The sequence below is a fragment of the Streptosporangium sp. LJ11 genome (genome assembly GCF_051918945.1).
In the GTDB taxonomy this organism is placed as follows: Bacteria; Actinomycetota; Actinomycetes; order Streptosporangiales; family Streptosporangiaceae; genus Streptosporangium.
Window position 1 is genome coordinate 80,733 of record NZ_JBPXMB010000029.1, and the last position, 20,735, is coordinate 101,467.

Consider the following 20,735-nt stretch of genomic DNA (forward strand, 5'->3'; position numbering starts at 1 on the left):
AAGCCTCTCTCTGCGCGCCCGGCCCGCTCAACGCTTGGCCTCCAGCACGTACTTGCCCACGTTGTCCTGGTCGATCGGGATGGGGTACTCGCCGTCGAAGCAGGCACGGCAGAGCCGGTCGGCGGGGATCGTGGTGGCCGCGGTCAGGCCCTCCAGCGAGATGTATCCGAGCGAGTCGGCGCCGAGCGAGGCGCGGATCTCCTCCACGCTCAGCGAACCGGCGATCAGCTCGGCCCGAGTGGCGAAGTCGATGCCGTAGAAGCACGGCCAGCTGACCGGCGGGGAGGAGATCCGGACGTGCACCTCCGTGGCGCCCGCCTCGCGCAGCATCTTGACGATCGCCCGCTGCGTGTTGCCCCGCACGATCGAGTCGTCCACGACCACCAGGCGCTTGCCCGCGACGACCTCTTTCAGCGGGTTGAGCTTCAGCCGGATGCCCAGCTGGCGGATCGTCTGGGACGGCTGGATGAAGGTCCGGCCCACGTAGGAATTCTTGACCAGACCTTGACCGTAGGGGATCCCGCTCTCCTCGGCGTAGCCGACGGCGGCGGGAGTGCCCGACTCGGGGGTCGGGATGACCAGGTCGGCCTCGACCGGGTGCTCGCGGGCCAGCACGCGGCCGACCTCGACGCGCGTGGTCTGCACGCCGCGCCCGGCGATCGTGGTGTCCGGGCGGGCCAGGTAGACGTACTCGAACAGGCAGCCCTTGGGCTCGGCGAGCGCGAACCTGCGCGAGCGCACGCCGCGCTCGTCGATGGTGATCAGCTCGCCCGGCTCGATCTCGCGGACGAACGTGGCGCCCACGATGTCCAGCGCCGCGGTCTCCGAGGCGACCACCCAGCCGCGCTCCAGGCGCCCGAGGACCAGCGGGCGGACGCCCTGTGGGTCGCGGGCCGCGTAGAGAGTCTTCTCGTCCATGAAGACGAGCGAGTAGGCGCCCCTGACCTGCGGAAGCAGCTCGGCCGCCGCGTCGTCGATGGACTGGCTGCGGTCCTGGGCCAGCAGCGTCGTCAGCACCTCGGTGTCGGTGGTCGCCCTGGTGGATCCGGGGGCCAGGCGCCTGGCCAGCTCCGGGGTGTTGATCAGGTTGCCGTTGTGGGCGAGCGCGAGCCCGCCGGACTCGGTCGAGCTCAGCGTCGGCTGCGCGTTCTCCCAGACGCTCGACCCGGTCGTCGAGTAGCGGCAGTGGCCGATCGCCAGGTGGCCGCGGAGGGTCCCGAGCACGGACTCGTCGAAGACCTGGGCCACCAGGCCCATGTCCTTGTAGACGAGGATCCTGCTGCCCTCGCTGACCGCGATGCCCGCGGACTCCTGGCCGCGGTGCTGCAACGCGTACAGCCCGTAGTAGGTGAGTTTGGAGACTTCCTCCCCAGGGGCCCACACCCCGAAGACGCCACATGCGTCCTTCGGAGGCCGGTCGTGAGGATCAAGGTCATGGCTCAGATGGCCGTCGCCCTTCAGCACATGCTTCATTCTAGGTCGGCTTCTTCCCTGCTCGCACCCAGGGTCCGTTCCGCGGCATGTAGCACCCTGACCGAACGATCATCGGTGTTTTGCCGTGTCAGCCTGTTTCGCCGGTGGCTGACAGGGGAGTGTGAGATATCCGGCATGCCCGAGCGTCGGGAGAAGAGACGTGACAACACCTGTGGACCCGAACCAGCCCGACCCGCGGCGAGTGCCGCGGGACAGGCGCCCAGAGCAGGAAGGACAGGAAGGGTCCGGCTCGGAGGAGCCACAGGACACCTCCGAGGAGGCGGCCGTGCCCGGCGAGCACGAGCCCGCCGTCCCGGAGACGACCGCCTGGCCCGTCCCTCCCTCGAACGAGCCGCCCACGTGGCGGCAACCCCCCGCCCCGGCGGGCGAGTCCACCGGGTGGGCCGATCCCTCAGGCTCCGCCGAGTCTCCAGGCCAGGCCGGTTCCGCCGAACCTTCCGGCAGGGCCGAGCCGACCGGGTGGACGGAGATCCCCGGCCGGGCCGAGCCCCAGGGCCGGGAGCCCGGCGAGGGTTCCGTGTGGGGGTCGGGGGCGTCGACGCCGTCGACGCCCCCGACGCCGGAGCCGTGGGAGGAGCCGGATCCCGAGACACCCGTGCCCGATCCCAATGAGGCCCCGACCTGGCCGCCGGCCGCGATTCCCGCCGAACCACGGGTTCCGCCGCATCCGGACACGCCGACCGCGCCGGAGGTGCCGCCGCCCGACCAGGCGGGCGGCCCGTACGCCGCGCCGGGGTACCTGGGGCAGTCCGGGACTCCCGGCCCATCCTGGGCTTCGGAGGACTCGGGGTCTTCGGAGTCCGGGGGGGCATCCGAGGGCAGGGCCGAGGGAGCGCGGGAGGGCGCGCCCGGGGGCACCGGTGAGGGGGTGCCCGAAGGGACTCGTGAGGGGGCGGTGCCCGAGGGGCAGCCCTACACGGTGCCGGGCACCACGCCGTCCGCCTACCCCGGCTGGGAGAGCGCCTCGGAGACCTCCGGCGAGTCCGGCCGACCCGGGGGGACGGACCACCCCGGGACACCGGCAGCCCCCACCCCGCCGTCGCGCTACGAGCAACCGGCGTCCTCCGGGGAACCTGAGGCCCCGCAGCGGCCCGCCGAGCCCGCCGGTGGCTTCCAGGCGGACCGGCCGCCCGTTCCCGGCGCCCCGGGAGCGCCCCAGCCGGGCCATCCACAGCAAACGGGCCGGTATGGCTACGGGGAGCAGCCCACGTACGGGGAGGCGCAGCAGGCCGGGCAGCCCTACGGCGGTCCCGGTGCGCAGCCGTCACCCGCGACCGGTCCCTCCCAGCCGCTCCAGGGCGGCACACCGTACCCGGCCCCTCCGGGCGCGCCCGGCTATCCGTACGCCACGCCCTACCCGGCGTACCCGGACGAGGGGCGCAAGCCCGGCGGCGGGCTGGGCACCGCCGCGCTCGTGCTCGGGATCGTCGCGATCGTGTCGCTCGTCGTCTGCGGCCTCGGCGTGCTGGTGGCGATCGTCGGCCTGATCGTCGGCATCGTCGCGCTCGTCAAGAAGTCCAGGCCGGGCCGGGCCTGGGTGGGGATCGCGCTGAGCCTTCTCACCCTGGTGATCGCCGCGGTGTTCATGAGCTGGCTCTACAGCAAGGTCGGCGACTGCGTCAACCTGCCGCCGGAGCTGCAGCGGCGCTGCATCGAGGACAGGTTCGGCGTCCAGGTGCCGACCGCCCCGTAACGGCGGACGGGGGTCGACGGGGGCCGACGGGGGTCACAGCCTGCCCGGGGCGGCTATCGGAGAGGGAGGTGGCCGGACAGGTCGGCGCGGGCCCCGCTCGCCGCGATCTTTCCGGCGGCCATCGCCTCGGACCAGGTCAGGCCGCCGGTGGCGAGTTCCAGCCAGGTGCGCGCGTCGGTCTCCACCACGTTGGGCGGGGTGCCCCGGGTGTGACGGGGACCCTCGACGCACTGCACCGCCGCGTAGGGCGGGACCCGGACCTCGACGGTCCGGCCCGGCGCGGCCGTCGCCAGCTCGTCCAGCAGGTGCCGTACGGCGAAGCGAGTGATCTCCCGTTCCGGGCGGATTCCCCGCTCGAAGGCTCTCATCACCACGCTCACGCAGGCGCCCAGCAGCGCCGCGAGCCCTCCTGGTCCGTCGTAGGGCGGCTCGTCGAGAGCGCTCAGCTGGGTGTCGAGGGCGGCGCGGACCTTGGCCGCGTCGGGCTTGTGAGGTGGCACGTGATCCATGATGCCCGCCGGAGCCGCGTCCCGGGACAGCGCCCCGGACGGCTCGTCCCGGCAAACGGTTCATCATCCCGGTCGACGTCGTTCACCTCGGGTTCGGCCGGCCCGCGTAGCCTCCGGGCCGAAAGACCTCGCCCCTTTTTGGAGGACCCTGTGGCGAACATGTCGCCGCGCCGACTGCTCCCCCTGCTCACGAGCCCGCACAAGGGTGGACGCAGCGCGCTCACCTGCCGGTTCCGCTGCGGTGACCAGTGCGCCCACGATGTGACGAACACCAGCGACAACAGCTACTTCGGCGACGTGGTCGCCGAGGCGATGACCCGTCGCGCCATGCTGCGGGCCGGTGCCCTGGGCGCCGTCGTCGCCGGGGTCGGGATCGGCACGGCGCTCCCCGCCCTCGCCGACCCGGACGTGGACGTGGACGTGGACGCGAGCACCTTCGGCGGGGGCCACGGTCACGACCACGGCCAGAAGAGCGGTCTCCGCTTCACCGCGATCGCGCCGAACACCGACGACAAGGTGACGGTCCCCTCGGGCTACCTGTCGGCGGCCGTGGTGCGCTGGGGCGACCCGGTTCTGCCCGGCGCCCCCGCGTTCGACTTCGAGAACCAGACGGCAGCCGCGCAGGCCAAGCAGTTCGGCTACAACTGCGACTACGTCACCCTCTTCCCGATGGGGCAGCACCGGGGCCTGCTCTGGGTCAACCACGAGTACAGCGACGAGAGCCTGATGTTCCGCGGTTACACGGACGGCACCTCCGCGACGGAGGAGCAGATCAGGATCGGGATGGCCGCGCACGGCGGCTCGGTGGTCGAGATCGAGCGGGTGGGCGGGTCCGGCCAGTGGAAGCTGGTCACCCGGGGCTCCCGCCGCTACAACCGCCGCGTCACCGTGCACACCCCCATGAAGTTCACCGGCCCTGCGGCCGGCAGCGCCCTGCTGAGGACCGCCGCCGACCCCAAGGGCACCACGCCGGTCGGCATGCTGAACAACTGCGCGGGCGGCACCACGCCGTGGGGAACGGTGCTCAGCGGCGAGGAGAACTTCAACCAGTACTTCGTCAACGGCAACGGCGTGCCCGAGGCGCAGAAGCCGTACCTCGCCCGGTACGGGGTGAACATCACGACGGGCGTCCCGAGCGGCAACCGCAGGTTCGACAGGGTCGAGGAGCGTTTCGACCTGGCCAAGCACCCGAACGAGGTCAACCGCACCGGCTGGATCGTGGAGATCGACCCGTTCGACCCCGACTCCACCCCGATCAAGCGAACCGCCCTGGGCAGGCTGGCCCACGAGGGCGCCACCACCTCCCTGGCCGCCGACGGCCGGGTGGTGGCCTACATGGGCGACGACTCCCGGTTCGAGTACGTCTACAAGTTCGTCTCCCGGGAGCGTTACATCCGGGGCTTCGACCGGCACAACCGGACCCTGCTGGACGACGGCACGCTGTACGTGGCGAAGTTCACCGGTAACAGCCCGGCCACCGAGATCGACGGCACCGGCAAGCTCCCCGCCGACGGGCGGTTCGACGGCTCGGGCGAGTGGATCCCGCTGGTTACCGGCAAGGTCTCGCACGTTCCCGGGATGACGGCCGCGGAGGTGCTCGTCTACACCCGTACGGCGGCCGACAAGGTCGGCGCGACCAAGATGGACCGTCCCGAGGACGTGGAGCGCAACCCCGTCACCGGCGGCGTCTACGTGGCCCTGACCAACAACAGCAACCGGACCCCGGCCCAGGTGGACGAGGCCAACCCGCGTCCGGCGAACAAGCACGGCCACGTCCTGGAGATCGTCGAGCGGCGCAACGACGCCGGGGCCACGACCTTCGCCTGGTCCCTGCCCCTGGTCTGCGGCGACCCGAACGACCCGGCGACCTACTTCGCCGGGTTCGACAAGACCAAGGTCTCGCCGATCTCCTGCCCGGACAACGTCGCCTTCGACGCCGACGGCAACCTCTGGATCTCCACCGACGGCAACCAGCTCGGCGCCAACGACGGCCTGTTCGCCATGCCGGTCCGTGGCCCCGAGCGCGGTCACCTGAAGCAGTTCCTGAGCGTGCCGGTCGGCGCGGAGACCTGCGGCCCGCTGGTCAGCGCGGACCAGCGCAGCGTCTTCGTGGCCGTGCAGCACCCCGGTGAGACCGACGGCGCCACCCCCGAGACCCCCAGCAGCCACTGGCCTGACGGCGGTACCTCCCAGCCCCGCCCGTCCGTCGTGGTCGCCTGGCACGCGAAGGGCGGCAAGATCGGCTCCTGACCCGGCCGCCGGTTCGCACCCGCGTCCGCCCGCGGTTCGCGTCCCGGCACCGGCTCCGTCCGGGCACCGGCCCGCGCCCGCTCGGGGGGACGTGGACCGGCTCCTGATCCGGCCGCCGGCTCGCACCGCTTCCGGCACCGGCCCGCGTCCCACCCCGGGGACGCGGGCCGGTGCCCTTCCGCGTGTCCGGGGCCCTAACCCACCGGTACGGCGGGACGTTCCTCGGTGGCCACCGGCGGGCGTGCGGCCCGGGAGGCCCGCAGCGACAGCAGGCTCACCGGCACGCCCACCAGCACGATGGCCGCGGCGACGACCAGCGTGTACCGGTAGGCGTCCAGGAAGGCGGCCGGCTGCCCGGCGCCCTCCGCCAGGAGCGAGGACTGCCGCGCGCCGAGGATCGCCCCCAGGACCGTGATGCCGAGCAGGCCGAAGATCTCGCGCGAGACGTTCAGCACGCCCGAGGCGACCCCCGTCCTGCCCGCCGGAAGCGCGCCGAGGATCGCGGTGGTGAGCGGCACCAGCATGCCGCCGCCCACCCCGTAGACCAGGAACCACGGCAGCAGGTCGCCGAACGACCCGCCCTCCCCGACGAACGAGATCCCGAACACCGACACGGCCATCAGCAGGAGCCCGGCAGCCACGGTCCGCGCGGTGCCCAGGGCCCGGTCGAGCCTCGGGGCGAGGGTGGCGGTGACGGCCATCACCAGCGCCATCGGCACGAACGCCGCCCCGGCCTCGATCGGCGAGAAGCCCAGCGCGTTCTGCAGGTACAGCGCGGTGAAGAAGTAGATGCCGAACACCCCGAAGGACCACAGGCCCATCGACAGCGTGCCCCCGCTGAACACCCGCGACCGGAACAGCGACAGGTCGATCATCGGCTCCCGGCCGCGGCGCTCGATCGTGACGAAGGCGAGCGCCGACACGGCCGCGATCCCGAAGGCGCCCAGGATCTCCGGGGAGGTCCATCCGGCCCCCGCACCCTCGATGAGCGCGTACGTCAGCGCGAACAGCGTCAGGCTCGACGTCACCAGGCCCGGGACGTCGAGGCCGCGCCGTACCGTCTCCCGGGGGGCCGTCCTGATCGCCCAGAGCGCGAGGCCGAGCGTCACGATCCCGATGGGCACGTTGATCAGGTAGATCCAGCCCCAGTGCCAGCGCTCGCTGATCAACCCGCCGGTCAGCGGGCCGAGGGCGAGGGCGAGCGCGCCGACCGCGCTCCACAGGCCGACCGCCGTCGCGCGTTCCCTGGTGTCGGGGAAGATCGAGGTGAGCAGGGCCAGCGCCGTGGGGGTGAGGAACGCCGCCCCCACGCCCTGCACCGCCCGGGTGGCGATCAGCGCGCCGCCGTCGGTGGCCATCCCGGCCGCGAACGACGCCGCGGTGAACACGACGAGGCCGATCAGGAAGACACGCCGCCGCCCGAAGACGTCGGCCAGGCGCCCGCCGACGAGCATCAGCCCGGCGAACACCAGGATGTAGCCGCTCACGATCCATTCCAGCCCGGAGATGCTCAGCCCGAGGTCCCGCTGGATCGTGGGCAGCGCCACGTTCACCACGTTGTTGTCGAGATATGTCATGAAGGTGGCCAGCGAGATCGCTCCCAGCGCCCACCACCTGCGGGTATCCGTCATTCCCCGTCCTCTACGTTGTACTTATACGTCGTACATGTACGGTGCACAGTGGAACCCGTACGGCGTATAGTTGTCAAGCGTGATGGGGAAACTGACCCGCGAGGCGGTCGTCGAGCAGGCGCTGGAGATCGGCGACGCCGAGGGACTGGCGGCGGTGACCATCCGGAGGCTCGCCCAGGAGCTGGGCGTCACCCCGATGGCGCTCTACTGGCACTTCAAGAACAAGGAGCAGCTGACCGCCGGTATGGCGGGCCACCTGATCGAGGGCTTCGTGATCGAGGGGGGCTACACGGGCCCGTGGCAGGAGGGGCTCCGCGAGCTCGTCGCGGGCCTGGTCAGGGTGCTCCGGCGCCACCCGTGCGCGGCGGACGTGCTGGGTGCGGTGGACCACATAGAGGTGCCCGCCTACCTGGCGGTCTGGGACACCGCCCTCGGCCTCGCCAAGCGCGGCGGGTTCTCCTCCGACGAGAGCTGCATGATCTCCCGGTACCTGCTCAGCGGCGCGATCGCGCTGGCGGCGGGTCCGGGGCGGAACTGCCCTCCCGGCCTCTCCGAGCAGGAGGCGGCCGAGCGGACGCGCCTTAAGCGGCTCAGGCTCCAGTCGCTGCCGCCGGACGTCTACCCCCACATCGTGGAGATGGCCGTGCCCCTCTCCGAGGGCAGTGCCCCCGATCTCTACGACACCTTCGGCGTCGACCTCCTCATGGCCGGCATCGAGGCGCTCTCCGCCCGCTCAGGAGGGCACTGACTCAGGAGGGCGACCTCGCGCGACCGGAGCGGCGGGGACGGGCGAGGGCGGCCGTCAGGGCGCCCGTGAGCGCGACGGCGAACAGGACGGCGTAGGTCCGCTGGAAACCGGTCATCAGGTGCTCGACGGCGACGGGGGAGACGCGCGACAGCGTGCCCGCGTACACCTGCCCGCGCAGCTCGGCGCTGACCGAGCTGGTCAGGACGCTGAGCGTGAGGGCGACGCTCAGCACGATCCCGACGTTCATGATCATGAGCCGGAAGCCGTTCACCACGCCCAGGCTCCCGGCGGGCAGGGCGGACATGACCTGGGTCGTGTTGCCGGTCAGGAAGGTGCCGCTGCCGCAGCCGCACAGGAACAGGCCCACCGCGATGATCCAGTACGGCGTGGCGGGGTCGGTGTTCAGGAGCAGGATGCCCAGCCCGGTCGCGCTCATCAGGGCGCCGCCCACCGACAGCGCGTACGGCCTGACGCGGCGGCCGAGGGCGCCGGCGACGGGGGAGGCGAGGGCCATGCCGATCGGGACGGGGAGCACGCCCAGGGCCGCGGTGACGGCGTCGACGCCCCTGGCGGCCTGGAAGTAGAGGGCGACCAGCAGGATCAGCGCCGAGCGCGCCAGCGCGTTGCAGAAGGAGGCGAGGTTGGCGAAGGCCAGCATGCGCTCGCCGAACAGCCGCAGGTCGAGCACGGGATGCGAGGCCCGGCGCTCCACCACGACCAGTACCGGCACCAGCACCGCCGCGATCGCCGCGCCGACGATCACCACGGGGCTCGACAGGCCGCGCGACCCCGCCTCGGACAGCGCGATCAGGGCGGCGGAGAGGGCGGCGAACACGATCAGGTTGCCGAGCGCGTCCACCGGCCGGCGCTCTCCCCGCGAGACGCGGCGCAGCGTGAACGCCCCCCAGGTGAGGGCGATCAACCCGGCGGGCACGTTCATCCAGAAGATCCACTGCCAGCCGGCGGTCTCGGCGACGAGGCCGCCCAGGGTGGGGCCGGCGAGCTGGGCGACCGAGAGGGTGCCGATGTAGACGCCCATGCCCTGGCTGAGCCGGTCGGGAGGGAAGGCGTCGGTGATGATCACTGTGCCGTTGGCGAGGATCATCGCGGCGCCGACCGCCTGCACCGCGCGCATCGCGATCAGGAACCAGATGCCCGGCGAGAGCCCGGCCAGCAACGATCCGGCGGTGAACAGGACGAACCCCGCCAGGTAGATCTCCCGGCGGCCGAGCAGGTCGGCCACCCGGCCGAAGAACACCAGCGTCGCGGTGTTGACGAGCAGGAAGGCGAGCAGGACCCAGCCCGCGGAGAACGCGTCCGCGTGGAAGTGCCTGACCACGGTGGGAAGCGCCACGTTCAGGGTGCTGCCGGAGATGCCGATCATGACCAGGCCGAGGCTGGTGACCGAGCAGACCCGCCACGCGTAGCGGAGTTTTGATAGGTATTCGGGGGATCCAGGCAGGTCTTGGGGAATTGCGACCATGGCTCCCAGTCTGACGTACGTTGTACGTCGACCGTGATCCGGTCTCACCCCGAAGCGCGCCCCGGCTTTCGCGTGCCGAGGGCGTGCCCTTCCTCTCCAGGGCGGGCACGCCCCTCCGCTGATCCGTACGGCCCTTTTCGGGACGGCGTGCCCTCAGCGGGCCCGTTTGCGCAGGCCCTCCATGTCGTGGATGATCACGCGACGCCGGCCTGTCTCGATCAGCCCGCGATCGCGCAGGGAGCGCAGCGCCTTGCTGACCGCCTCGCGGGAGGCCCCGGTCCAGCCGGCCAGCTCGTCCTGGGAGAGGGGCAGCGCCACCCGCACCCCGCCGTTGTCCGGCTCGCCGTACCGCTCGGCCAGCTCGACCAGCCGGGTGGCCACGCGGCCGGTGGTGTCGAACGCGCCGTACTCGATGCGCTTGCGGTCGGAGTCGCGCATCTTGCCGGTCACCATCTGCATCAGCAGTACGGCGACTCTCCCATGAGCTTGCAGGTACGAGGAGAAGTCGCGGACCGTGATCCCCTCCACGGGTTCGAGGGCGGTGACCGTGGCGGACCTGGGGAGCCCGTCGATCGCCGCGAACTCGCCGAGCAGCGCCCCGGGCCCTCGCACCGCGAGGACCACCTCGCTGCCGACCGCGGTGTGCGAGGACACCTTGACGCGGCCGGAGGTCAGGATGAGCACCCAGTCGCTCACGTCGCCCTCGGTGCATATCGTCGCGCCCCTGTCCCAGCGCCGGGGTCGCCCGGCGGCGTACAGGGCCTTTACCTCGTCTTCCGTGAGCAATGTGATGAATTCGCCCGGTTCGGGGGAAGAAGTCATAACCACCTCCTGGCGATCTCGATTGTGTTCGTACGGCTCTCGCGGCGAAAGGTACTTTTACGAGAGCCCAGACAGCACGTAGGCATGGACGGGTTGTTCCCTACCCTTGAGGTTGAGCCAGCCCAGGGACTGGGTCTTGGCCCGGGGGCCGATCAGGTCGAGGGTGGTCTGACCGATCACGACGCTGCCGGGCTCCGCGATCCCCTCGAGCCGGGCGGCCACGTTGACGCAGTCGCCCATCGCGTTGAACCCGCGCAACTCGGGGCTGCCGATGTTTCCGACGAGCGCCTCACCGGTGTTGATACCGATCCTGAACCGAGGATATCCAGGCATCCCCGCCGCGATCTCCTCGGCCGCCTCCTGCATCGCCAGACCCGCCCGCACCGCGGCGAGGGCGTGGTCCTCCTGCCGGGCGGGGGCGTTGAACAGCGCGAGCAGCGCGTCGCCCACGAACTGCACGATCGTGCCGCCGTTGCCGAGCACGATGGGCACGGCCGCGGTGTGGTACCGGTTCAGCATCTCGACGATCTCGCCGGGAGCCACCCGCTCGGAGAAGCTCGTGAAGCCCTTGAGGTCGGCGAAGAGCGCGGTCAGCTCCACCAGTTCGCCGCCCAGCGCCGCCGTCTGCGGGTCGGCGAGCAGCGACTGGGCCACGTCCGGCGACATGTACTGCCGGAAGAGGGTCTCCAGCTCGCTGTAGAGCCGGGCGTTCTCCAGGGAGATGGACATCTGGCCGGCCAGCGTGGCGGCGAGCGCCTCGTCCTGCGGGGTCCTGCCGATCGGCACCTCCAGCGCCCCGGCGAGCCTGCCCTTCACCGTCAGCGGGTGCAGGAGCTTCCCCTCCAGCCGGATCGGCCGGTCCTCGGGGAAGTCCCGCTGGCCGTACTCCTTGGAGTTCACGGTGACCCGGCCGTTGTCGACGAGCTTGATCCGGACGTCCCCGTACGCCTGCCGCACGCGGTCGAGACCCTGGGCGAGCATCTCCTTCTCTGGCAGGCCCACGCGGGCCTGCCTGCCGATGTCGGCCAGCGCCGCGAGCCGGTCGCTCAGCTCCCGCTCGTTGGCCAGCGCCTCGCCCGCCCGGTCGAGCACCGCCACCTGCGCGTCGGTGAGCCCGAACTTGCCCGCCAGCCTGTTCGCGATCGGGACCCTGCTCTCCTCCCTGCGCCGCAGGTGACCGACGAGCTCCTCCAGGGCGGCCTCGTAGTCGGCCCTGATCCTGTTGACCGTCGCCGACAGCGCCACCGAGTCGAACAGCCCCGCGCTCGTGCCCTCCCGCCGGAACTGCAGGTAGGCGCTGTAGGCGACGAAGACGAACGCCGTGGTCAGCAGCGCGTGCCACAGCCACCACGACAGGTGCCAGTTGCGGTGGGACAATCCCGCGACCAGCGCCTCGGCGAGCAGGGCGTACGCGGTGACCAGGCTGATCAGCACGACCGCCGGGCGCCCGCGGTGCAGCTGGAACATCATCGCCGCCGCCGCCGCGAACAGGGCCACCCCGATCCACTCCAGGCCGCCAAGGCCGATCCCCTCAGGAGGTGAGCCGCTGAGCGGGGTCAGACGCGGCACCAGGCAGGCCACCCCCCACAGGGTGATCAGGAGGGCGAGGCCGCCACGCAGCCACATCTGGTTCCTCAGCACGGCCGCGGCCGCCCGCTCGCCCAGGGGCAGCGCCGAGGCGAACGCGAACACCGAGGCCACGAGGAGACCGACCGGGTGCGAGAGGTCGAAGCCGTAGCTTATTTTGTCCAGGATGACCCCTGGCGTGGTCAGCCCGTGCACCAGGAACGATCCCGCGCCGCTCAGGAAGACGAGCGAGACCAGCAGCAGGCGGGCGTCCGCCCGCCGAGCCGACGCCTCGCCGACCATGAGACCCAGGACCAGATTGATCCCGGCCACGGTGATGATCAGCCAGAAATGACTGGGGTTGTCCTGCAGCACGATGTTCAGGTCGGGCTCGGCGAGCAGCAGCCAGAGCCCGAGCATCGGCAGCGCCAGATGCAGCGCCCACACCACGGTGCGGATCGGCTGGGTCGCCGGTGGTAGGTACGGTTCCCGTCGGGCCCGGTCTTCCGTGACCGCGTCTGTCGGGTTGATGGTCGGCACGGTGGCCTCCGCGTCTGGGGAACCCCGCGGGTTCCCTGTCTTGTTCGTCCACGCCCAGCGGGCGGGTTCCCCCGAACGATCCGATTATCCCGTACGGGGGCGGTGTCGGCAGGCGAGTTAATCGCCGGGCTTCCGACACCGAAGTGTGATGTTTCCGGTGGCAACCGTTGGAACGGTCGAAACGTGTACTACGTGTACCTCTCCCATCACACCATGCTCTGGTGTCGCAGAAAGGAAGCCCAGTGGCTATCACGTTGCCGGGCGGACGCTCGCTCGCCGTAGTGACCGTTGGCGTGCTCGTTGGAACGTTGTTCACCGCGAACGGCAGCGCCGTCGCCTCGTCGGCGGCGGCGGAGATTCACGCGTGCGTCCACAAGCAGACGCGCTACACCCGGATCGTCAACGCGACGGCCAAATGCAGGCCGACCGAGGTCCGGATCAGGTGGGGGCAGACGACCCAGGGCCAGCAGGGTGTCGCCACCGCCGGGCCGCAGGGCCCGCGAGGCGCGCAGGGCCCCAAGGGCGACACCGGACCGCAGGGCCCGCAGGGCCTCAAGGGTGCCACCGGCCCGCAGGGAGTCAAGGGCGAAGCCGGCCCGCAGGGGCCAAAGGGGGAGATCGGCCCGCAGGGGCCGAAGGGCGCCGACGGCGCGCCGGGCCCGCAGGGGCCGAAGGGCGACGACGGCAAGCCGGGCGCCCCCGGTCCCAAGGGTGCCGACGGCAAGCCCGGCAGGGACGGTGACGACGGGCGGAACGGCCGGAACGGCAGGGACGGCGACGACGGTAAGAGCGCCTACGAGGTCTGGCTCGAACTGCCGGGTAACAGGGGCAAGTCCAAGGCGGAGTTCATCGCGTCGCTGAAGGGCCCCAAGGGCGACCCCGGTACGCCGGGATCGGGTGGCGGCGGCGGAACCCCCACCGTCACCACCGTCAGCACGCAGTTCGACTTCGGTGGCCAGGGCGGCAGCCAGAGCGTGAGCTGTGGTTCGGGCAAGGTCGCCACGGGCGGCGGCTTCAGCAGCAGCGGCAGCGCTTCCGGCCAGATCTACACGAGCGCGCCCACCGGCTCCACGCCCACCGGCTGGACCGTGAGCGGCAAGAACAGCAGCGGCACCGTCTACGCGATCTGCATGTAGTCCTGACCCCGGATCGGGCGCGGAACGCCGAACACGAGATCGAGGGAAGGCGTTCCCGCCGGTCACGGGGGTGGGGGCAACGACAAGACCCAGGGCGTCGTGTACGTGATCTGCGCGGCCGCCTGATCGTCCGACCCGTTCGCGGGAGCGCGGCGGGCGGGCGGCGCGCCGGGGACCTTTCGTCCCCGGCGCGCCGCCCCCCGGCGCCGACCGTGTGATCCATATAAACGGGCCAGGCCCCTCACCGTCATGTGACGGTGAGGGACCTGGCCCACGAAAGTGCCTCATCCGGGAGACGATCAGCCGAAGATGCCCGGGAGGGTGGACGTGTGGGTCTCTCTCAGCTCGGTGACCGGGATGTCCAGGACGCCCGCCACGTTCAGGGAGTCGCCGCCGGTGGTGCCCAGGCCGTAGCAGGGCACCTCGCGGGCCGCGCACAGCTCCGCGAAGGCGTCGAACGACTCCGGCGCGACGGTCACCAGCGCGCGGGCCGACGACTCGCTGAACAGGTCGACGAACGCGTCGTCACCCGTCAGGGAGACCTGGCAGCCCACGCCCTGGGCGATGCAGGCCTCGGCGAGGGCGATGGCCAGCCCGCCGTCCGACAGGTCGTGGGAACCGGTCAGCAGCCCCCGCGAGGCGGCCTCGGCCAGCACGAGGGCCAGGTCGCGCTCCGACTCCAGCCGCGCCACGGGCGGCAGGCCGCCGAGGTGGCCGTGAGCCACGTGCGCCCACTCCGAGCCGCCGAACTCCTCGTCGGTCTCACCGAGCAGGACGATCCTGTCGCCGTCGCCGGTGAAGCCGCTCCGCACGCGCGTGGCCACGTCGTCGATGACACCCAGCACGCCGACGACCGGCGTCGGGTGGATCGGGACGGATCCCGTCTGGTTGTAGAACGAGACGTTGCCGCCGGTCACCGGGACGCCGAGGGTCTTGCAGGCGTCGGCGAGGCCGCGCACGGCCTCGGAGAACTGCCACATGACCTCGGGATCCTCGGGGGAGCCGAAGTTGAGGCAGTTGGTCACCGCCAGCGGCGTCGCACCGGTCACGGCCACGTTCCGGTACGCCTCGGCGAGGGCGAGCTGGGCCCCCGCGTACGGGTCGAGGCGGGCATAGCGGCCGTTGCCGTCGGTGGCCAGCGCGATTCCCCTGGTCGTCTCCTCGGCACCGGGCATGGCCTCGCTGACGCGCAGCACGCCCGCGTCGGCGGGCTGGGCCAGCACGGTGTTGCCGCGGACGTACCGGTCGTACTGGGAGGTGACCCACTCCTTGGACGCCAGGTTCGGCGAGCCGAGGAGCTCCAGCAGCGCCGCGCGCAGGTCGGCGGGGCGGTCGAGGCGGCCGGGGTCGTCGCCGTTCAGCGCGGCCTGGCCGGCGGGCTCGTGGAACGGCCGCTCGTAGACCGGGCCCTCGTCGGCCGCGGTGCCCGGCGGGATGTCGACGATGGTCTCGCCGTGCCAGGTCATCACGAGGCGGTTGGAGTCGGTGACCTCGCCGATCACGGTCGCGGGGATGTCCCACTTCGCGCAGATCGCCATGAAGGCGTCGATGTCGTCGGGGGCGACGACCGCCATCATGCGCTCCTGCGACTCGCTCATCAGGATCTCCTCGGGCCGCAGCGACGGATCGCGCAGCGGGACGAGGTCGAGCCTGACGTCCATGCCGCCGGTGCCCTTGGCCGCCAGCTCGGTGGTCGCGCAGGAGACTCCGGCGGCGCCGAGGTCCTGGATGCCGACGACCACGTCCGCCTGGTACAGCTCCAGGCAGCACTCGATCAGCAGCTTCTCCATGAAGGGGTCGCCGACCTGGACGCTGGGGCGCTTGGCCTGTGACTCGTCCTCGAACGTGGCCGAGGCCAGCACGGAGGCGCCGCCGATGCCGTCGGGGCCGGTGAGCGCGCCGAACAGGACGACCTTGTTGCCCGGTCCCGGGGCCACCGCGAGCTTGATCTGGTCCTTGCGCAGCAGGCCCACGCACAGGGCGTTGACCAGCGGGTTGCCGATGTAGCAGGGGTCGAAGACGACCTCGCCGCCGATGTTGGGCAGCCCCAGGCAGTTGCCGTAGTGGCTGATGCCCTCGACCACGCCGGGCAGCACCCGCCGGGTGTCGGGGGCGTCGGCCGCGCCGAAGCGGAGCGCGTCCATCACCGCGATCGGCCGGGCGCCCATCGACATGATGTCGCGGACGATGCCGCCGACGCCGGTCGCCGCGCCCTGGTGGGGCTCGACGTAGGACGGGTGGTTGTGCGACTCGATCTTGAAGGTGGCGGCCCAGCCGTCGCCGATGTCCACGACCCCGGCGTTCTCCCCCATGCCGACGAGCAGCGCCGCCGACTCGGGGGCCTTGGTGCCGAACTGGCGCAGGTGCACCTTGGACGACTTGTAGGAGCAGTGCTCGCTCCACATGACGCTGTAGATGGCCAGCTCGGAGCCGGTGGGCCGGCGGCCGAGGATCTGGCGGACCCGCTCGTACTCGTCGATCTTCATGCCCAGCTCGGCGTACGGCTGGCGCTCGTCGGGGGTGTCCTCGGCCCGCTTGACGGTGTCGAGACTCATGCGTTCACCAGCTTCTTCAGGATCGAGGAGAAGAAGGCGCGCCCGTCCGTGCTCGGGGCGCCGGTGAGGTCCTCGACGGCGTGCTCGGGGTGCGGCATGAGGCCGACGACGTTGCCGGCCTCGTTGCGGATGCCCGCGATGTCGTTCAGGGAGCCGTTGGGGTTGCCGCCCGTGTACCGGAAGACGACCTGGCCGCCCGCCTCCAGCGCGCCCAGGGTCGCCTCGTCGGCGACGTAGCGGCCCTCGCCGTGCTTGACCGGCAGCACGATCTCCTGGCCCTCGGTGAAGTCCGTGGTCCAGGGGGTGGTGGTGTTCTCGACCCGGATGCCCTGGTCGCGGCAGATGTAGTGCAGCCCGGCGTTGCGCATCAGCGCCCCGGGCAGCAGGTGGGCCTCGCAGAGGATCTGGAAGCCGTTGCAGGTGCCGAGCACCGGCAGCCCGGCTCCGGCGGCGGGGATCAGCTCCTCCATCAGCGGCGCGAACCTGGAGATGGCCCCGCAGCGCAGGTAATCTCCGTAGGAGAACCCGCCCGGCAGGAAGACCGCGTCCACCCCCTTGAGATCGGGGTCCGCGTGCCACAGCGGGACGGCTTCGCCGCCCGCGTGGCGCACGGCGCGAGCCGCGTCCTGATCGTCAAGAGTTCCGGGAAAAGTGACCACGCCCACGCGGGCAGCACTCATGACAGCGTTCCCCTCCACAAACGAGCGCCGCGCCGGCGTCTCACACACTCGGACGTCGGTCTGCGGCGGTGCTCCCAGGCTATCCGCTCCCGGCGAGCGGTCAGGCGCGGAGTGTCCGATCGCACAGCTCAGCGGAGGGCGGCCGGGTGTGCGGGGGTGGCGGGCACACCTCGCCTCGGCACGCGGCGAGGGCGGGGGCCGATCCGGCCGGGCGGGGCCGCGACGGCCGGGTCCATCGGCTCCGCGCCGGTCCGGAGGGCCCTGTTTCCCGGGGCTGCCGGGACCGGCCGGGTCTGTACGGTCTTATACGGCGGCGAGCACCCGGCCACGAGGGTAGGTGGCGTCGTCGTCCCAGTCGAGGTGCTTGCGCAGGTGCACGACGGTGCCCCGGCCGGGGGTGATGTCGAAGGAGATCTCGTCCACCACGGCCTGCATGATGAGAAGGCCCCTGCCGTTCTCGGCGTCGGTCGGCGGGTAGTGCTCCGGCACCCGGACGAGGCCCTGGCCCCGGTCGATGATGCGGACGTCGCAACGGCCGTGGCCGACGGCGGTGTCGACCTCGTAGCGGTTGGCCGGACCCCCGTGCCGTACGGCGTTGGCGCACGCCTCGGTCACCGCCAGCAGGATGTCGGCGATGCAGTCTTCCGTGACTCCGAGCGAGCGCAGGGAGTCACCGAGCGCTCTGCGGACCATCGGAATACCGACGGCCTGTCGCGGCAGAGCCAGCGAGAACTCCATGTCCACCGGTTTCCTCCCGGGGTCAGACGTCACCTCGTGAAGGCTTCCCTGCAGAATCCGGGCTAACCGCAAAATAACCGTAATGTTATTGACTGGTGGTCAAGCCGTGGGATTGCTCCGCCCATAAAGCCGGATATAGCCGGATCTGGGCGGTTGATCTGCGGGGAGTGAAGGCCTAGGACTCGACGGTGACGGTGTAATCCTCGATCACCGTGTTGGCGAGCAGGGTCTCGGCCATTTTTCGGACGTCCGAAAGTGCCGCCTCGTCGGCGGGCCCTTCGAGCTCCACCTCGAACCGCTTGCCCTGCCGTACCGCTGAGACACCGGAGAAGCCGAGCCGCGGCAGTGCGCGGGCGATCGCCTGCCCCTGCGCGTCGAGAATCTCGGGCTTCAGCATGACGTCGACGATGACGCGCGCCACGGTGTTCCTCCTGGTTGTGACGGGGACGGTCCGGCGCCTCAAGAGTAACCGGCTCCGGCCGCGCTCCGGCGCGGGGGCCGATCCGGATCCGGATCCCGCGCGAGGAACCCCGCGCCGTACGCGCGAAGATGACGGCAGCCCGAGGCCCGGGTCGTACGCGCGAGAGGGCCGGGGCCGCTCCGCGCCACGCGGACGAAACGGGCGGGTGAAAGGGAACGCGCGGGGAACGGGGAGCATATGGACGCCGAGGCAGGTCTTGCGCACATGTATGTGACCTCTGCCACGATGGCCACAAGCGCGGGCGAACCACCACCAGACGGGTCGAACGCGTCGCGAATCGGCCGGACCACGGTGGAGAACCCATCCAGACGGCCCCGAGCACACAGGAGTGGCACGTGACAGCCGACGCCTCTCGTGGTGCGGAAGCACCTCCGGAGCTCATCCAGCTGCTGACCCCCGAAGGAGAACGGGTCGAGCACCCCGACTACGACATAGACCTGACGCCCGAGGAGATCCGCGGGCTCTACCGGGACCTGGTCATGGTCCGACGCGTCGACCTGGAGGCCGTGGCCCTGCAACGCCAGGGCGAGCTGGGTCTGTGGGCCTCGCTGCTCGGGCAGGAGGCCGCGCAGATCGGCTCAGGCCGGGCGCTGACCGAGGCCGACATGGCGTTCCCGACCTACCGCGAGCACGGCGTGGCCTGGTGCAGAGGGGTCGACCCGGTCAACCTCCTCGGCCTGTTCCGCGGCGTCAACCACGGAGGCTGGGACCCCGCCGAGCACAACTTCCACCTCTACACCATCGTGATCGGCAGCCAGACCCTGCACGCGGTCGGCTACGCCATGGGCATCCAGCGCGACGGCGCCGAGGCCGCGAGCATCGTCTACTTCGGCGACGGCGCCACCTCCCAGGGCGACGTGAACGAGTCGTTCATCTGGGCGTCGGTGTTCAACGCGCCGGTGGTGTTCTTCTGCCAGAACAACCAGTGGGCCATCTCCGAGCCGCTGGAGAAGCAGTCGCGCATCCCGCTGTACCGCAGGGCCAGCGGGTTCGGGTTCCCCGGCGTCCGGGTCGACGGCAACGACGTCTTCGCCTGCCTGGCCGTCACCCGCAAGGCGCTGGCCGACGCCAGGTCCGGGCAGGGGCCCATGTTGATCGAGGCCTTCACCTACCGGATGGGCGCCCACACCACCTCCGACGACCCGACCCGCTACCGGGTGGCCGCCGAGCTGGAGGCGTGGAAGCTCAAGGACCCGATCGAGCGGGTCAGGGCCTACATGTTCAAGAACCAGATCGCCGACCAGGAGTTCTTCGACGCGGTCGAGGCCGAGGCGGACGAGCTGGGACGGGACGTCCGCAAGCGCTGCCTCGAACTGCCCGACCCCGAGCCGCTGGCCATCTTCGACAACGTCTACGCCGAGCGGCACTCCCTGATCGACGCCGAGCGTGCCGAGTTCGCCACCTACCTGGAGGGGTTCGAGGCATGAGCATTCTCACGATGGCCAAGGCGCTCAACGAGGGCATGCGCAAGGCCATGGAGGACGACCCCAAGGTCCTCGTCATGGGTGAGGACGTCGGCAAGCTCGGCGGGGTGTTCCGGGTGACGGACGGCCTGCAGAAGGACTTCGGAGAGCAGCGGGTCATCGACACCCCGCTCGCCGAGTCGGGCATCGTCGGGACGGCCATCGGCCTGGCGCTGCGCGGCTACCGGCCGGTCTGCGAGATCCAGTTCGACGGGTTCGTCTTCCCCGCGGCCGACCAGATCATCACGCAGCTCGCCAAGATGCCGCTGCGCTCGCTGGGCAAGCTGAGACTGCCGGTCGTCATACGGATCCCGTGCGGCGGCGGCATCGGCGCGGTGGAGCACCACAGCGAGTCGCCCGAGGCCTACTTCACCCACACGGCGGGTCTGCGCGTCGTGGCCTGCTCCAACCCGGCCGACGCCTACACCATGATCCAGCAGGCGATCCGCTGCGACGACCCGGTGATCTTCTTCGAGCCCAAGCGGCGCTACTGGGAGAAGGCCGAGGTGGACGTCGACCCCTCCGGCTGGACCCCCTTCGACGAGGCCAAGGTGGTGCGGCCGGGGACGGACCTCACCCTGCTCGCGTACGGGCCGATGGTGAAGACCTGCCTGGAGGCCGCGAAGGCGGCCGAGGAGGACGGCCGCTCCCTGGAGGTCGTGGACCTGCGCTCGCTCAACCCGCTCGACACCGTGAGGGTCGTGGAGTCGGTGCGCAAGACCGGGCGATGCGTCGTGGTGCACGAGGCGCCGGTCTTCAACGGCTTCGGCGCCGAGGTCGCCGCCCGCGTCACCGAGGAGTGCTTCTACCACCTGGAGGCCCCGGTCCTGAGGGCCGGAGGACCCTCGACCCCCTACCCGCCCTCGCGGCTCGAGGACCACTACCTGCCCGACCTGGACCGGGTCCTGCACGCAGTCGACCGCGCGTTCGCGTTCTGAGGAGGGGC

At 71.2% G+C, this 20,735-nt stretch carries 16 protein-coding genes; 6 read left to right on the forward strand and 10 right to left on the reverse strand.

Going from position 1 to position 20,735, the window contains the following annotated elements; all coding sequences use genetic code 11:
* Positions 1-27: 27 nt before the first annotated feature.
* Entirely contained in the window at positions 28-1,473 is a 1,446-nt protein-coding gene (gene purF / locus ACTOQ3_RS35055; protein ID WP_362844424.1) for an amidophosphoribosyltransferase, read from the reverse strand.
* A gap of 160 nt (positions 1,474-1,633) precedes the next feature.
* Between purF and ACTOQ3_RS35060 the strand changes: the two genes are divergently transcribed.
* On the forward strand, positions 1,634-3,187 hold the full coding sequence (locus ACTOQ3_RS35060) for a hypothetical protein (protein ID WP_440087772.1): 1,554 nt from the start codon (positions 1,634-1,636) through the stop codon (positions 3,185-3,187).
* A gap of 53 nt (positions 3,188-3,240) precedes the next feature.
* Here ACTOQ3_RS35060 and ACTOQ3_RS35065 read toward each other — a convergent pair whose 3' ends face one another.
* Positions 3,241-3,696, reverse strand: a complete 456-nt coding sequence (locus ACTOQ3_RS35065; RefSeq protein WP_440087773.1) for a sterol carrier family protein — start codon at positions 3,694-3,696, stop codon at positions 3,241-3,243.
* 159 nt (positions 3,697-3,855) lie between these two features.
* On the opposite strand from ACTOQ3_RS35065, the gene ACTOQ3_RS35070 reads away from it, so the two are divergent.
* Positions 3,856-5,946: a PhoX family protein gene (locus ACTOQ3_RS35070; RefSeq protein WP_440087806.1), complete on the forward strand. Its 2,091-nt coding sequence runs from the start codon at positions 3,856-3,858 to the stop codon at positions 5,944-5,946.
* 194 nt (positions 5,947-6,140) lie between these two features.
* Here the strand turns inward: ACTOQ3_RS35070 and ACTOQ3_RS35075 are convergent, their stop codons facing one another.
* On the reverse strand, positions 6,141-7,577 hold the full coding sequence (locus ACTOQ3_RS35075; protein ID WP_440087774.1) for an MFS transporter: 1,437 nt from the start codon (positions 7,575-7,577) through the stop codon (positions 6,141-6,143).
* An 82-nt stretch (positions 7,578-7,659) separates the two neighbouring features.
* Here ACTOQ3_RS35075 and ACTOQ3_RS35080 point away from each other — a divergent pair, with 82 nt between their 5' ends.
* Positions 7,660-8,325, forward strand: coding sequence for a TetR/AcrR family transcriptional regulator (locus ACTOQ3_RS35080; protein ID WP_440087807.1), 666 nt, complete (start codon positions 7,660-7,662; stop codon positions 8,323-8,325).
* A gap of 1 nt (position 8,326) precedes the next feature.
* On the opposite strand, the gene ACTOQ3_RS35085 is transcribed toward ACTOQ3_RS35080, so the two are convergent.
* The 3 genes from ACTOQ3_RS35085 to ACTOQ3_RS35095 form a co-directional block, all read right to left on the reverse strand.
* Positions 8,327-9,808: an MFS transporter gene (locus ACTOQ3_RS35085; protein ID WP_440087775.1), complete on the reverse strand. Its 1,482-nt coding sequence runs from the start codon at positions 9,806-9,808 to the stop codon at positions 8,327-8,329.
* A gap of 153 nt (positions 9,809-9,961) precedes the next feature.
* Positions 9,962-10,630, reverse strand: a complete 669-nt coding sequence (locus tag ACTOQ3_RS35090; protein ID WP_362844439.1) for a Crp/Fnr family transcriptional regulator — start codon at positions 10,628-10,630, stop codon at positions 9,962-9,964.
* Positions 10,631-10,687: 57 nt separating this feature from the next.
* Positions 10,688-12,736, reverse strand: coding sequence for an adenylate/guanylate cyclase domain-containing protein (locus tag ACTOQ3_RS35095; RefSeq protein ID WP_440087776.1), 2,049 nt, complete (start codon positions 12,734-12,736; stop codon positions 10,688-10,690).
* A gap of 242 nt (positions 12,737-12,978) precedes the next feature.
* Between ACTOQ3_RS35095 and ACTOQ3_RS35100 the strand changes: the two genes are divergently transcribed.
* Positions 12,979-13,872: a hypothetical protein gene (locus ACTOQ3_RS35100; protein ID WP_440087777.1), complete on the forward strand. Its 894-nt coding sequence runs from the start codon at positions 12,979-12,981 to the stop codon at positions 13,870-13,872.
* Positions 13,873-14,171: 299 nt separating this feature from the next.
* Here ACTOQ3_RS35100 and purL read toward each other — a convergent pair whose 3' ends face one another.
* The 4 genes from purL to purS all read right to left on the reverse strand — a co-directional run bounded on the left by purL (position 14,172) and on the right by purS (position 18,266).
* The gene (purL, locus tag ACTOQ3_RS35105; RefSeq protein ID WP_440087778.1) at positions 14,172-16,427 is read right to left on the reverse strand and encodes a phosphoribosylformylglycinamidine synthase subunit PurL; all 2,256 of its coding nucleotides are present in this window, start codon (positions 16,425-16,427) and stop codon (positions 14,172-14,174) included.
* Complete coding sequence (gene purQ / locus ACTOQ3_RS35110) at positions 16,424-17,107, reverse strand: phosphoribosylformylglycinamidine synthase subunit PurQ (protein WP_440087779.1); 684 nt, start codon at positions 17,105-17,107, stop codon at positions 16,424-16,426. Before purQ ends, purL begins: the two co-directional genes overlap by 4 nt.
* A gap of 303 nt (positions 17,108-17,410) precedes the next feature.
* Positions 17,411-17,845: an ATP-binding protein gene (locus ACTOQ3_RS35115; RefSeq protein WP_440087780.1), complete on the reverse strand. Its 435-nt coding sequence runs from the start codon at positions 17,843-17,845 to the stop codon at positions 17,411-17,413.
* A 175-nt stretch (positions 17,846-18,020) separates the two neighbouring features.
* Entirely contained in the window at positions 18,021-18,266 is a 246-nt protein-coding gene (gene purS, locus ACTOQ3_RS35120; protein ID WP_440087781.1) for a phosphoribosylformylglycinamidine synthase subunit PurS, read from the reverse strand.
* 395 nt (positions 18,267-18,661) lie between these two features.
* Here purS and pdhA point away from each other — a divergent pair, with 395 nt between their 5' ends.
* Complete coding sequence (pdhA, locus tag ACTOQ3_RS35125) at positions 18,662-19,753, forward strand: pyruvate dehydrogenase (acetyl-transferring) E1 component subunit alpha (RefSeq protein ID WP_362695714.1); 1,092 nt, start codon at positions 18,662-18,664, stop codon at positions 19,751-19,753.
* Positions 19,750-20,727 (forward strand): alpha-ketoacid dehydrogenase subunit beta, encoded by a 978-nt coding sequence (locus ACTOQ3_RS35130; protein WP_440087782.1) that lies wholly within the window; start codon positions 19,750-19,752, stop codon positions 20,725-20,727. Before pdhA ends, ACTOQ3_RS35130 begins: the two co-directional genes overlap by 4 nt.
* The last annotated feature ends 8 nt before the right edge of the window (positions 20,728-20,735 follow it).

Excerpts from the sequence above, each read along its gene's own strand:
- purF (WP_362844424.1), bottom strand. The coding sequence starts at position 1,473 with ATGAAGCATGTGCTGAAGGGCGACGGCCATCTGAGCCATGACCTTGAT.
- ACTOQ3_RS35065 (WP_440087773.1), bottom strand. The coding sequence starts at position 3,696 with ATGGATCACGTGCCACCTCACAAGCCCGACGCGGCCAAGGTCCGCGCC.
- ACTOQ3_RS35070 (WP_440087806.1), top strand. The coding sequence starts at position 3,856 with ATGTCGCCGCGCCGACTGCTCCCCCTGCTCACGAGCCCGCACAAGGGT.
- ACTOQ3_RS35075 (WP_440087774.1), bottom strand. The coding sequence starts at position 7,577 with ATGACGGATACCCGCAGGTGGTGGGCGCTGGGAGCGATCTCGCTGGCC.
- ACTOQ3_RS35080 (WP_440087807.1), top strand. The coding sequence starts at position 7,660 with ATGGGGAAACTGACCCGCGAGGCGGTCGTCGAGCAGGCGCTGGAGATC.
- ACTOQ3_RS35085 (WP_440087775.1), bottom strand. The coding sequence starts at position 9,808 with ATGGTCGCAATTCCCCAAGACCTGCCTGGATCCCCCGAATACCTATCA.
- ACTOQ3_RS35090 (WP_362844439.1), bottom strand. The coding sequence starts at position 10,630 with ATGACTTCTTCCCCCGAACCGGGCGAATTCATCACATTGCTCACGGAA.
- purL (WP_440087778.1), bottom strand. The coding sequence starts at position 16,427 with ATGAGTCTCGACACCGTCAAGCGGGCCGAGGACACCCCCGACGAGCGC.
- purQ (WP_440087779.1), bottom strand. The coding sequence starts at position 17,107 with ATGAGTGCTGCCCGCGTGGGCGTGGTCACTTTTCCCGGAACTCTTGAC.
- ACTOQ3_RS35115 (WP_440087780.1), bottom strand. The coding sequence starts at position 17,845 with ATGGAGTTCTCGCTGGCTCTGCCGCGACAGGCCGTCGGTATTCCGATG.
- ACTOQ3_RS35130 (WP_440087782.1), top strand. The coding sequence starts at position 19,750 with ATGAGCATTCTCACGATGGCCAAGGCGCTCAACGAGGGCATGCGCAAG.